The 13,603-nt window shown below is 40.5% G+C and carries 7 protein-coding genes and 1 pseudogene; all 8 read left to right on the top strand.

What is annotated here, in order from left to right; all coding sequences use genetic code 11:
- The first annotated feature begins 269 nt into the window (after positions 1-269).
- The gene (locus HDC90_RS23030) at positions 270-1,223 is read left to right on the top strand and encodes a site-specific integrase (RefSeq protein ID WP_184470657.1); all 954 of its coding nucleotides are present in this window, start codon (positions 270-272) and stop codon (positions 1,221-1,223) included.
- Between the two features lie 45 nt (positions 1,224-1,268).
- Positions 1,269-1,508 (top strand): annotated as a pseudogene (locus HDC90_RS23025) (tyrosine-type recombinase/integrase); the annotation flags it as partial.
- A 916-nt stretch (positions 1,509-2,424) separates the two neighbouring features.
- The gene (locus HDC90_RS23020) at positions 2,425-5,637 is read left to right on the top strand and encodes a TonB-dependent receptor (protein WP_184470655.1); all 3,213 of its coding nucleotides are present in this window, start codon (positions 2,425-2,427) and stop codon (positions 5,635-5,637) included.
- A gap of 31 nt (positions 5,638-5,668) precedes the next feature.
- Positions 5,669-7,261: a RagB/SusD family nutrient uptake outer membrane protein gene (locus tag HDC90_RS23015; protein ID WP_184470653.1), complete on the top strand. Its 1,593-nt coding sequence runs from the start codon at positions 5,669-5,671 to the stop codon at positions 7,259-7,261.
- A 25-nt stretch (positions 7,262-7,286) separates the two neighbouring features.
- Entirely contained in the window at positions 7,287-8,735 is a 1,449-nt protein-coding gene (locus tag HDC90_RS23010; protein ID WP_184470651.1) for a glycan-binding surface protein, read from the top strand.
- A gap of 324 nt (positions 8,736-9,059) precedes the next feature.
- Positions 9,060-10,592: a glycoside hydrolase family 43 protein gene (locus HDC90_RS23005; RefSeq protein WP_184470649.1), complete on the top strand. Its 1,533-nt coding sequence runs from the start codon at positions 9,060-9,062 to the stop codon at positions 10,590-10,592.
- A gap of 49 nt (positions 10,593-10,641) precedes the next feature.
- Complete coding sequence (locus tag HDC90_RS23000) at positions 10,642-12,261, top strand: glycoside hydrolase 43 family protein (protein WP_255497820.1); 1,620 nt, start codon at positions 10,642-10,644, stop codon at positions 12,259-12,261.
- Positions 12,262-12,302: 41 nt separating this feature from the next.
- Positions 12,303-13,550: a glycoside hydrolase family 5 protein gene (locus HDC90_RS22995; RefSeq protein WP_184470647.1), complete on the top strand. Its 1,248-nt coding sequence runs from the start codon at positions 12,303-12,305 to the stop codon at positions 13,548-13,550.
- Positions 13,551-13,603: the final 53 nt, after the last annotated feature.

Below are 13,603 nucleotides of genomic sequence, written 5' to 3'. Positions count from 1 at the left end.
GGTTTGTTCGGCTTGATTCAAGGGAAGTTATAATTGTTGTAATACCACAAAGAAACAAATTATTTTATTCCCCCCAACTTTTCCGCTTGATCCAAAGAATATCAGATATTTTTTTACCAAATCCAGTACCAGATTTTTCTATTTAATATTGTCTTTCAACAAAACTGAAATTTTATTGCAAATAATTTTTTTGGATAAACCGACCAGGTCTACCGCTCTTTTTGCTGTTTTTGGTAGTGGATTTGGTAAAAAAAATAGGAGAAGATTTTATGAAATCTAACCACAGTTTTAGCGTAAATTTCCTCGTTAGGCGCGATAGGGAGGCGTTTGGCAAGGTTCCTTTGTATGTAAGAATTACTGTTGATGGCAAAGTTATTTGTTTTGCTGCCAAGAAATCTATTGAGCTCTCGCAATGGGATCAGAAAGCGCAGCGAATAAAAGGAAATTCCATCGAAAACAATTCTGCACGGGATCGAATGAGACAGCTTACTAATGAGATTAGCACCGCCTATGATGAGCTTCGCTTTCAAAAGGAAGTAATTACTGCTGAAAAAATCAGGGCTAAGGTAGAGGGTGAAGATCAAGGCAAAAGTTTGAAGGATCTGATTAAGTATCATTTTGATCAGCCCGGCAAGCTATTGTCGGCAGGGACACTCAAGAACTACTATTCAACAGAAAGGTTTCTATTGGAATTTCTTAAAAAGAAAAAGTTCACGGATATCCAGTTGTCGAAAATTGATTTTAAGTTTCTTACGGACTTCGGTATCTACCTTCGAACCAAAACGCCAGATAAAGGGCAAAGGGTGTGTACTAATAATACTGTTATGAAGCACATGGAGCGATTTCAAAAATTGATGGGACTAGCATTGAGGTTTGGATGGATTCTCCGAGATCCCTTTATTCACTTTACAAGAAAAGTGATTACTAAGGATAGAGATTGTCTTGATGATATTGAGCTTAAGCTTATCCGGGATGTAGAACTTCATGATGCTGTTCAGTTAGTAGTAAGAGATATGTTTATCTTTAGTTGTTTTACCGGTTTGGCTTATGGTGAAATCAGTAGCTTGGCTTCGCATCATATCAATACTGATAGCGAAGGAGGCATTTGGCTAATTATGCAGCGTCAGAAGACCTTTCATAGCACAGAGCGCAGCTTTCATGTTCCGGTGTTACCAATTGCACTTGAACTCATCCAGAAATATAAAACATCTCCAGATTCCTGAAACCGCGGAACATTATTTCCCTGTCCTACAAACCAGTATACCAACAAAAATCTAAAGTTGATTGCAGAAAAAGCGGGTATAGCCAAAAAGCTAACTTTTCATATTGCCAGGCATACATTTGCAACAACAGTAACGCTGGAGAAAGGAATATCGATAGAAAGTGTTTCCCATATGCTTGGACATTCAAGCATCCGTACCACACAAGTTTATTCAAAGGTAAAGCAGAAAAAAGTTGCAAGCGAAATGAAGTATCTTATGATGGCTCAACAGGTCTTTTCAAAATAATTTATTCATCTAACCTTTGTAAATGAGTAAGAAACGATTTTAGGAAAAAGGGTTAATACTCTTTTCCTAAAATCAAAGATTTGTGTTTACGCTATGTATGAGCATTCTAATAGATCTTCGGAGGGTATATTTTGTTATCTGCTTTATTATTATAGCATGGAGCGAAAGGGAGTCGAACCTATTGATTTATGTGTCTGTTAATCAGTTTTTTGTAATTTGTCAAGTCCTTTAAGCCACCAAAAATTCACCTTTTTTTAAAGGCAAATTCTTTAGTCTAAATGTACGAAAAATGGCTTAGCTTATGTAATAAATAACCTCAATTAGCATTATCTATTTTCGCGATTAGTCTTTTCTTTCCAGTTAGAATTCACACATTTAAAAGCTATTTAAATATAATGCTTTATTGTATATCTAACTGGTAGACTATCTTATCTTCGAATTTCTGCGTGCAAATACCAAAACTTTCCTTCTTTATTTTGCAAAGTCCGGGAGATAGAATTTTAATGAAAAGTTCTATCCTTTCTGGAGGCAGCATGCAGAGATTTTCAAGTGATTTAAGGTAACAGAATGATTTTCATATAAAACCTAAATTGATAAAATCACATATAAGAGAGAAGCGGTTTTATAAAGCAGAGCTATCTTTTCTTAGTCATTTGTCCGTTTTTTCAGTGTATAAAGGTGTTTTAGTTCGTTTTCTAATCAAAATGTTATCGATAGTTGTGTAACAAAAATATCCTTCTTTGTATCATTTGAGGCATTCGTCAATTTGGCTTGAAACTATATTTGAATATTCAAAGCCAATTATTAATGGCAGGTAATTAAGATCAGTGATCACGTAAGAATAAACTCATCTACGTCTCGCTGTTCTAAGGACTGTTGCTTAATAAGGGGCGAAACAAACCAAAATAAACCAAATATGAACCAAACAATTTCTATTCGGAAATTACCGGCTTTTTTGCTGGTGGTAATTTTCTTAGTGCTTCTGCACTTAAAAAGCTTTGCTCAGGAGAGGCAAATTACAGGAAAGGTCGTGGGAAGCGACAATCCCGCACCGCTACGCGGAGTGATCGTGCTGCTCAAGCCTAAAAACACAACCAAGAACACGGTTGTATCAACAAATGAACAGGGACAGTATTCTATAAAGGGAAATACAGGGGATGTACTTGTTTTCAAAATGGTAGGTTTTCAATCACAGGAAATAACGATCGGTGATGGCAGTGTCATCAATGTTACCCTAAGGATCGATCCTACAAAATTGGATGACGTGGTTGTTATTGGCTATGCTAAGGTGGCAAGAAAAGATGTTACAGGCTCAATAAGCTCAATCAAGGGAGACGATTTACGCCAAACCCAGCCAACTACTTTTGACCAGGCCCTGCAAGGCAAAGTTGCTGGGGTAGTGGTTCAACAGGTATCGGGCCAGCCTGGTGGCGGTGTATCTATTCAAATACGTGGCGTGTCTTCAATAAGTGGCTCTAATTCACCACTGTTCGTTATAGACGGTATTATTATCCCACCAGTAAACAACCCTGGTAGTGGTTCTAATCCATTAAATTCCATCAATCCTGCCGAAATTGAATCAATAGATGTATTGAAAGATGCTTCGGCAACAGCTATATACGGTTCGCAGGCAACCAATGGAGTTGTTGTGATCACTACAAAAAGGGGGAAAGCCGGAGCGCCGCAGATAACTTATGATTTCTATGCTGGTTACCAGGAAATACTTAAGCGACTACCCACAGTAGATTTGCAACAATTTGCTACGCTCATTAATGCCCGGTCTGCTAGCTCAGGCTGGTCCTTTGATAAAAGGGCCGAATTTGCCAATCCTCAATATTTAGGTAAGGGCACCGACTGGCAAGAAGAATTATTCCGGAGAGCCCCGCAGATGAATCACACACTTACTGTAAACGGTGGGGATGACAGAACCCAATATTTATTGTCAACCTCCTATTTTAACCAGGAAGGGATAGCCATTGGATCTGAGTTTAGCAGATACTCGGTAAGGCTTAATTTAGACAATAAAACCACTAAATGGCTAAAAATAGGGACGAGCCTTCAGTTGTCGCATGTTGATGAAAAAGTAAACTCAACCTCCAGTAATGTAATTGCCACTGCACTAAGCCTTAGTCCTAATGTTCCGGTAACCAACTCTGATGGCTCCTGGGGAGGGGTTACCGATCCCAACGGTTGGGTAGCACCTGTTGCCAACCCGGTGGCATTAGCAAAAATCATCAAACACTTAAGAAAGCGGAATCAAGTATTTGGCAATCTGTATGCCGAAATACAATTGGCTAAAGGGTTATCGCTGCGAAATGAGCTATCTGGTAATTTCGATTTTAATACAGAAGATAGGTATTCGCCAATTTATAGTTTTGGCAAAGGTAATCTAAGCGCTAACTTCGGTTCCTCTAGCGCCGGTCAAAATTTTTATGTAGTAATACGCAATTTTCTAACTTATAACTATAATTTCAAAAAATTTCATATTGATGCTTTAGCAGGGCATGAATCGCAAGAGAGCACTTTTCAAAGTCTTGGTGCTTCACGAAGGAATTACGCTTCAGATAATGTGCAGGCGATTAGTGGTGGGGATGCTACCACGGCCACAAACTTTGGCTACAATTCATTATCAGACCCTACGGGAGGCTCTGCACAGGAATCTTATTTCGGCCGTGTCAATTTTTCATGGAATGATAAATACCTGCTCACCGGTAATATACGTAACGATGGTTCTTCAAATTTTCCGTCCTACAACCGTTGGGTAACTACCTATTCGGGTGGATTTGCCTGGAAAATTAAAAACGAGTCGTTTTTAAAAGATATAAAAGCTATAACTGAAATGAAGTTGAGGCTCGGTTACGGGATTACCAATAACCAGGGCATACCGGGCAATACATTTGTAACCCAGCTTCTAACTGTAGCCAATGGTCTATCAGGTATAGCTCAGTATCAAAACAATTTGGCAAACGCAGCGGTGACCTGGGAAAAAACTGATTATTACAGTGCTGGGCTTGACGCAACGCTTTTGAAGGGGCGGTTAAGCTTTACATTAGAAGCTTACAGCCGCTTAACAAAAGGACTTTTATTACAGGTGCCGCTTCCAGGATACTCTGGTACTATAGCGGGTTATGGACCTGGATCTATGCAAGCGCCTTTTGCCAATGTTGGCTCGTTAACCAACAAAGGGTTTGACATTCAAATCAATTCTACCAATATTAATGCTAAAAATTTCAGTTGGAAAACTAGTTTTACCATATCGCGGAATATCAATAAAGTGACCTACTTAGGTGCTGGTGGAGATGATGCTAACTTAAGTAAGAAATCTTATGTGATTAACGATATCATTCAAAAAACGACAGTGGGCCGGCCCATTGGCGAATTTTATGGCTATGTATTTGATGGTATTTTCTCAACTCCAGCAGATTTTAAAAACCATGCACGGCCTGTTGACCCAAGCGGTAAGCCTTATCCGATCTCTCCGGCAGGTGGTGGTATCTGGTACGGCGACCGTATGTTCAAGGATTTGAATGGCGATGGTATTATCGACTCAAAAGATCAAACCTTTTTGGGGTCCCCGATCCCTAAATTCCAATATGGTTTCAATAATACATTTAACTACAAAAATTTTGACCTGAATGTTTTCTTCAGTGGTAGTTATGGCGCCAAGGTATTCAATCAAATGGCTGTACAGCAAACCAATCCGCAAAATCAGGCTACCTTTTTTACATCGGTGTTAAATTATGCAAACTTAGCTATGGTAGACCCTAACGGCTCTCCATCCGATGTTAACAACGTATATGTTACCAACCCTAATACGACTATTGTTGGGTTGAGAAACGATAATACCAACGGTAATAACCGTCCTAATAGTTTGATGATCGAGGATGGCTCATTCCTGAGGTGTAAAAATATCACTTTAGGCTACCGTTTACCAGAAAGTTTTTTATCAAAAATAGCTATGCGTTCTGTTAGGGTGTATGCCAATGTATCCAATGCATTTATAATTACAAAATATAAAGGCATGGATCCTGAAATTGGTTCATGGGATCCACTTCAGGCAGGATGGGACAGCGGTTATTATCCGCAGCCAAGAGTATTTACTGTTGGTGCAAACATAACCTTGAAATAATAAAACGATCAGCGATTAAAAATATATGTTTATGAAATTAATTAACAAAATTTTCATCATCCTGCTATGTGCAGCAGCAATTGTTGGATGTAAAAAGAGTTTTTTGGACCGTCCGTCTAACTCGCAGATAAGTTCTAACAATTTTTATAAAAGCACTTCCGATGTACGATTGGCTACGGCAAGCCTTTATGGCGGTTCGCACTGGTGGTCATGGGCCAACGAGTGCTGGATACCACTTGGCGACGTATTGAGTGGTACCGCTAGCTTTCCGTATAATGGCGATTTGGTACAGCTTTTTACACGCACCATTACCGCCCAAAATGGTCTTGTGACAAGGGGTTGGGTTGGGTTATACAATACTGTAGCACAATGTAATACGGTTATCACAGCCATACAACAGCAGGCTGATCCGTCTATTTCGGAAGCAGACAAAAATGCTGCCATAGCCGAGGCAAGATTTATTCGCGCCATGGCTTATTATAATTTGGCGATATATTGGGGGGCAGTGCCAATTATTGAAGACAATAGCAAACTGATAAAAGATCCGCTGCTTAACCGCAACATTGTTTCGGATGTGTATAAATTCGTTACTAAAGACCTGACTTACGCAGCGCAATATCTTCCCAAAACAGATCAAAAAGGCCGGGTAACGACCTGGTCGGCGCAGGGAATGCTGGGCAAGGCATATTTGACGATGGCGGGTGTAGGCAAAAGCGGCGGTGTACGCGACCAGGCCTTGCTTGATAGTGCCAAAAAGTATGCGGGCAATGTGTGTAAAAATAGCGGGCTAAATTTGATGCCAAGCTATTATGATGTTTTCAAGGTGCAAAACAACGATAACCCCGAATCATTGTTCTCGCTTCAATGGGCCGGTGGTGTGGGTTATGGAACTGGCAATGCCCTACAACAATTATTTGCACCAGATAGAATCATTACGCCTCAACAACAAGGTGGGTGGATGGCCTTGGCGCCAAGCTACGATTTATACCGGATGTATTCTGCTAAGGATACGGTAAGACGTAAAGCCACTATCATGCTCAACGGAGATTTTTATCCTGAATTGAATGCTGCCGGTGGTGGTTATAAGGCAAAAGGCACGGGCATGAAAAAACACATGATTGGCACCGAAAAAGATAACAACTTGCCAACAATGGATTCTTGGTCATCCCCCGAACATAATGCAGTGCTTAGATTGGCCGATGTGTATCTGGTATATGCCGAAGCCATTTTGGGTAACAATAGTACTACGAGCGATGCTGATGCACTAAAGTATTTCAATGCTGTGCGGGCAAGGGCCGGCGTAGATATTGTGACTGCGGTAACTCCGGCTTTACTGCGCACGGAAAGAAGGGTTGAACTTGCTTTTGAAGGACAATACTGGACAGACCTGGTTAGGTATTCTTATTATGATCCGACTAATGCTGTGAAGTTTCTTAATGATCAGGATGCTACCCACGGTCGGATTTCGTTTACTTATGATCCTGTAACGAAGATAGCAAAAAGGGATACTATTGCTCCACCACTTACGCTTCCGGCAACTATCTCTTCATTTACATTGCCAATTCCGTCATCCGAGCTAACCACCGCCCCTAAATTGGCAGAACCACCAGTACCATATTATTAATTAAAAAAAATTAAAAGATATTGTAATGAAAATAAAATCATATCTAACCTTCTACTCTTTGCTGCTTTTCTTAATGATAGCGGCTGTATTACCTGCGTGTAAAAAAGATAGAGAAAGTAGTGCTGCTCCAGTTATTTTGAGTATTAAGAATTATGCAGCCTCACCTAATGATACCGTTTTGCATAGTGCTGCGCCGAACGGGCAATATGTGGTAATAACCGGAGATAATTTGCAGAATGCTACACAAATAAGTTTCAATGGTGTGCCTGCTTCTTTTAACAGCGCTTTATTTGCGCCAAACAGTGCCGTGGTGCGAATACCTAACATGCAATTTTCAAAAATTGATACTGCTAAACTCTACATTGTAGAGTATACTACAAAAGCGGGTTCCACAAGGTTTTCTTTTAAATTAGGTCCGGCAGCACCTACCTTTGCGGGAATTTCCAATTTATATGCCAGTCCTGGCGATTCTGTTTACGTTTATGGTTCAGGCCTATTTTTCGTTCAACGCTTTTCGTATAGGGGCACCCAAATCCAATCCTTTAAATTAGATACTGCCGGGAATTCTATTGGATTTTTGATGCCGGCAACAACGACCAACGATCAGATATCAATCATCACCAAAAGCGGTACGTTGAATCATAAAATAATTGCAACCCCGGTTATAGCAGGTATTACCAATGAAAATGCAAACCCAGGTGATTCGGTTTATGTTTATGGTAGCTATCTTAAAGATATTCAAACGCTGACGTTTGCAGGTGCCCCGGTTACTTCATTTGTATCATCCAAAAACGGAAGTTCTGTTGGTTTCATTTTGCCAATGCTAACGCAAAGCGGACCGGTTTCAGTTACTACATCGTTTGGCACGGCTACTACTGCGTACCATGTACATGATGTTGTAACAGGATCCATATCAAACTGGGACAGTAATTTTAATTGGCAAGGCTGGGGCGCTGGTAAACAAACTAAAGGCGATCCTAATTTCACTGGCAATTCAAGTACCTATTTTGTGTTGGATATTGATAGATTGTCCAGTAACGACGGATGGCCCTGGAGTACTAACATACCGATGAATGCAATACAATGGGTGCCACAAACCAATATTGCAGATGCGGTTGGCGATTGGGCATTTAAGTTTGAAGTAAATATCCCAAAAGCTTGGAAGGGTACTACAGTTGATATTGTAAGTGGAGTAAATGGCTACATGGCCCGATGGGAGCCATGGCGAATAAACGCCACGACCACAGTACCGTACAATACAAAAGGGTGGGTAACCGTAACTATTCCTTTAACATCGTTCCGGGCAAAGCATCCTGAGCTTGGCGAGGGCATGGGGGCTCCACTAACTAAAATTTCCGATTTAACAGGTGATTCCGGAAATACCTCATGCATCATGTATATACATAACTATACGCTTTCGGCAGCCAGCTTTTATGGCGCTGTTGATAATTTGAGAGTTGTAAAAATTAAATAAACTAAAGCCCTACGGCAGCACATCGCTGTAGGGCTTTTACTAATTAAAATTTGCCAGCATGAATGAACCCGCGGCTGATAATACCGAGCAGATGGCCACTCAATAGTAACCACCAGACATTTATTAATGCAGTGCCATTATTGCAGGATATAAGTAAATAGTATAGTATCAATTCTAGCATAAGGTTATTCCTTCCCTGAGATTGTTTAGCGCTCGCCAGTCCCGCGGAAGGGCTCACCTTTTTGTTGTTTAGCTTAAAAAATAATTAACCAATTGAAAATAATACCTTAAAGACTATCCGTTTTTTAAGGAAAATAAAAAAACATGTTTAGAAAAAAAGTGCTATTAAGTACAGTCTTTGCCATCTCTTTTTTGGGATTTAAAAAAGATGTTGAAGCCCAGACTAAGGCGGATAAACCGAAAGTAGTTAGTGAAAAACTGGCAGAAAAATTCGCAAATGTTTCGCCAAAACTTATCTCCAATAATGCCAATCCTTTATTAGATTTTATGTTTACGGCCGACCCGACAGCCGTAGAATACAATGGAAGAATTTATGTGTATGCCACTAATGATCATCAACAGTATGAGAAGGTAGGAAAGGATGGGAAAAATTCATACGAGCACATCCGTACACTGGTTATGATGTCTTCCGATGATATGGTTAACTGGACCTATCACGGTCTCATCAATACTGCCGAACTGGCACCGTGGAGCCAGAATTCCTGGGCGCCTTCCATTACATCCAGACTGGAAGCAGATGGTAAGACGCACTTCTATCTGTATTACTCCAATAGCGGTGGTGGCTCAGCGGTGCTTACTTCCACTTCTCCGGTTGGCCCATGGAAAGACCCATTGGGAAAGAATATAATCGACCGTTCTGTTCCCGGTGTGGATGTTGGTGCCCCATTCGATCCCGGAGTTCTTATTGATGACCAGGGTACAGGCTGGCTTACTTTTGGAGGCGGAACGCCTAAAACGAAATATATGCCAGATAATGCCAGAATCGTCAAATTGGGAAAAGACATGATCAGTTTGGCCAGTGATGTTGCTAAGATACCCGCTCCTTATTTTAATGAGGCAAGCGACCTTAACTTTATCAACGGAACCTGGGTTTATAGTTATTGTACGGACTGGGGTGAACGCACTGAATGGCCTTATAGCAATATTGATAAACCAACCGCATGCAACATATCTTACATGACAAGTAAAACACCCTTAACTCCGGAAAGTTGGAAATATCGCGATAATTACTTTAAGAATACTGGCGATGTTAACGTGGGGCCTTTGACAAACAATCACAGTCACCTGTTCAAGTTTAAAGGGAAATATTATATTGCTTACCATGCCATGTATTTACAGGATTATTTTGGCACCAAAGGTGGTTTTCGTAATGTGGGTATCGAACCAATACAGGTGGATGAAAAGAATGTGAATATCCCCATGGTCAAAGCAACTTTCGAAGGTCCATCACAACTTAACCCATTAAATCCATTCGTTCTTCAGCAGGCAGAAACTACTGCAGGCACTTCGGGGCAGGTCCAGTTCGAAGCTGTTGGTAATCCGGGCAATATGGTTGCCAAAGGAAAAACAGATCAACAATGTCTCATGGTGCGGGGAGCCGATTTTAGCAAACAGATTCCTGCCAAATTCGAAGCTCGGGTGAAGGGAAAAGGCAGAATTGATGTTTATGTAAATAATCTTAAAGGCACTCCTCTTGTTTCCCTTATATGTGATGAGAAGGAATGGACTACACGCTCAAAGAAAATAGACCTGAAAATAGATAAAGGAGTAACGAATATCTATTTTGTGTTTAATGGAGAGGGTTTTTTGTTCGATGAATGGAAATTCATTCGTTAATTCCGGTTGCAGGTTTATTAATGCTAATTATAATTAAAATCGGTTAAGAATGAAAACCCCAAATGAAAATATGAAAAATGCGATTTACAGGTTATGCATAATAGCCTTAATGATCACCCTTATAGTGCCGTGTTTATACGCACAAAAAGCCACTAATCCTATTATATATGCAGATGTACCGGATATTTCAATAATACGTGTAGGCAATAGTTATTACATGAGCAGTACAACGATGCACATGAACCCCGGTGTGCCCATTATGAAATCGACAGATCTTGTCAATTGGAAAATGATCAACTATGCCCATGATGCTTTGGCAGATGTGCCGGCGCTAAATTTGACAGAAGGAAAAAACGCCTATAGTAAAGGCACCTGGGCAAGTAGTTTACGCTATCACAAGGGGATGTATTATGTAAGTACTTTTGCACAAACCACAGGTGAAACCTATATTTTTAAAACGAAAGATATAGAAAAAGGAAACTGGGAACGAATTTCTTTTAAGCCAGCATATCATGACAATTCTTTGTTTTTTGATGATGATGGTAAGGTATATTTAATTCATGATGCAGAAAGACTAAAAATTGTTGAATTAAATGACGATCTAACAGGAGTTAAACCAGGCGTTCCGGAGCGAGTGCTCATCGAGCACGCCAGTGCACCAACAGGCAAAGAAGTAGGTCTTGGAGCTGAAGGATCTCAATTATTTAAAGTAAAAGGGAAATATTATCTATTTAATATTTGCGCACCACGCGGTGGAATGCGAACTGTACTTATACATAGGGCAGATCATATCAACGGCCCTTGGGAAGGGAGAGTTGGCCTACAGGATAGAGGAATTGCTCAAGGCGGATTGATCAACACTCCCGATGGACGTTGGTTCTCTTATCTTTTCCGCGATTATGCTGCTGTTGGCCGCGTTCCTTATCTCGTTCCTGTAAAGTGGGAAGATGGATGGCCTGTATTAGGAGAAAATGGTAAAGTCCCAGAACAGCTAGACCTGCCAGCCAGTAAAGGTTTAATTCCAGGCATTGTGTCTTCTGATGAGTTTACCCGTAAAAAAGGCGAACCTGCTTTGCCGCTGGTTTGGCAATGGAATCATAATCCGGATAATGCACTGTGGTCTGTAACTGAAAGAAAAGGATTTTTACGCCTCAAAACAGGAAGAATCGATACTGATTTTCTTCAGGCCAGAAACACACTTACACAACGCACTATTGGTCCAACCAGCTCAGCTTCTGTTGCACTTGATGTTTCCAAAATGAAAGACGGCGATTTTGCTGGATGCTCAGCTTTCCAAAAAGAGTATGGATCAGTGGGCGTTAAAATTGATGCGGGTCAAAAATCGATAGTAATGATCACTACTGATCATGATAAGCCTGTCGAAGTAAAGCGAATTCCATTGGATCAAGACCAGATTTACTTCAGAATCGATTGCGATTTTACCGGCAAGAACGATGAAGCTAATAACCTTTACACGCTTAATGGGAAAGATGAAGCTAGTTTCTTTTACAGTCTTGATGGAAAAGTTTGGAAACCAATAGGGCAACCTTTGAAGATGAAATACGACATTCCACATTTCATGGGCTATCGTTTTGCGCTGTTTAATTATGCGACTAAAAACATTGGAGGTTATGCAGACTTTGATTACTTCCATATCAATTACAAGTGATAATATACAATGGGGGCTATAGTACAGCTGATATATAATTAATGGATCTTTTCGGAAATATAAAAATTAGAGGAAAACATTACATCTTAGTACTGTTAATACTTACACTGCTTACTTCATTTTGCGAAAAAAAGGAGGACGTTCAGTCTCAGCTCGGCGTTTCTTTACCTGAAGTAAGTGCCTTATATCCATCGTATAATACATCGCCAAAAGCACCAGACCAAACGGGTATGGGCAGCACGGCTGTGCAACTGGCTGCCAAAATGAATTTGGGTATAAATATCGGTAATACAATGGAATCGCCAGGTGGTGAAAGTGGCTGGGGTAACCCCCAGATTACCGAATCGTACGTGAAATTTGTAAAACAGACAGGTTTTAATGCAATACGGATTCCCTGCGCCTGGGACTGGAAACATTTGAGTGATCGATCAAAAGCTACAATTGACCCTGCATGGCTTAACCGTGTTAAAGAAGTGGTTAAATATTGTGTAGATAACGATATGTATGTACTGCTGAATATTCACTGGGACAATGGTTGGTTAGATCATAATATCAATAATGTTAAAAAAGACGCTGTTAATGCCAAACAAAAGGCATTATGGGAGCAGATTGCTACAGCCATGAGAGATTTTGATGAGCACCTGATGTTTGCCAGTGCAAATGAACCGCCTGCTGAAAATGCAGAACAGATGGCAATATTGAACGGTTATCACCAGACATTTATTAATGCTGTAAGGTCCACAGGCGGAAAGAACAGTTACCGGGTGCTGGTTGTTCAAGGGCCGGGCACTGATTTCGATAAAACCAACAATCTGATGAATACGCTTCCTACAGATCAGGTTGCCAATCGAATGATGGTTGAAGTGCATAACTATACGCCCTCTCAATTTACAATATTGATGGATGGTGACGCCAGCTGGGGTAAAATGTTCTACTACTGGGGAACGGGTCATCATTCGGTTACCGATCCGGGCCGAAATGCCACCTGGGGAGAAGAAAGCGAAATATTGAGATTATACGGATTGATGAAAGCTAAATTTGTTGACAAAGGCATACCCGTAATCATGGGTGAATATGCAGCTTTTCGGAGAACAAATCCTAAGTATCTGCCTTCAGACATGGCAAAACACAATGATGCAGTTGACTACTGGACAGCCTACTCAACCCAGCAAGCCATTAAATTTGGTCTTAAGCCCTTCTTTTGGGAACAAGGTACTGTTTTAGACCGCAGAAACAATAAAGTGCTTGATCAGCGTATCATAGATGCACTGATTACAGGTACTAGGTAAAGAATGGCAATCGGAAATTTAAGTAGTAATAGATGAAGAAAATAATGAAAATA

Source organism: Pedobacter sp. AK013 (genome assembly GCF_014205835.1).
Taxonomy (GTDB): Bacteria; Bacteroidota; Bacteroidia; order Sphingobacteriales; family Sphingobacteriaceae; genus Pedobacter.
The sequence above is the reverse complement of the archived record's forward strand: the minus strand, read 5'-3'. Positions and strand labels throughout refer to the sequence as shown.

Coding starts and splice junctions, on each gene's coding strand:
- HDC90_RS23030 (WP_184470657.1), top strand. CDS start 270: ATGAAATCTAACCACAGTTTTAGCGTAAATTTCCTCGTTAGGCGCGAT.
- HDC90_RS23020 (WP_184470655.1), top strand. CDS start 2,425: ATGAACCAAACAATTTCTATTCGGAAATTACCGGCTTTTTTGCTGGTG.
- HDC90_RS23015 (WP_184470653.1), top strand. CDS start 5,669: ATGAAATTAATTAACAAAATTTTCATCATCCTGCTATGTGCAGCAGCA.
- HDC90_RS23010 (WP_184470651.1), top strand. CDS start 7,287: ATGAAAATAAAATCATATCTAACCTTCTACTCTTTGCTGCTTTTCTTA.
- HDC90_RS23005 (WP_184470649.1), top strand. CDS start 9,060: ATGTTTAGAAAAAAAGTGCTATTAAGTACAGTCTTTGCCATCTCTTTT.
- HDC90_RS23000 (WP_255497820.1), top strand. CDS start 10,642: ATGAAAACCCCAAATGAAAATATGAAAAATGCGATTTACAGGTTATGC.
- HDC90_RS22995 (WP_184470647.1), top strand. CDS start 12,303: ATGGATCTTTTCGGAAATATAAAAATTAGAGGAAAACATTACATCTTA.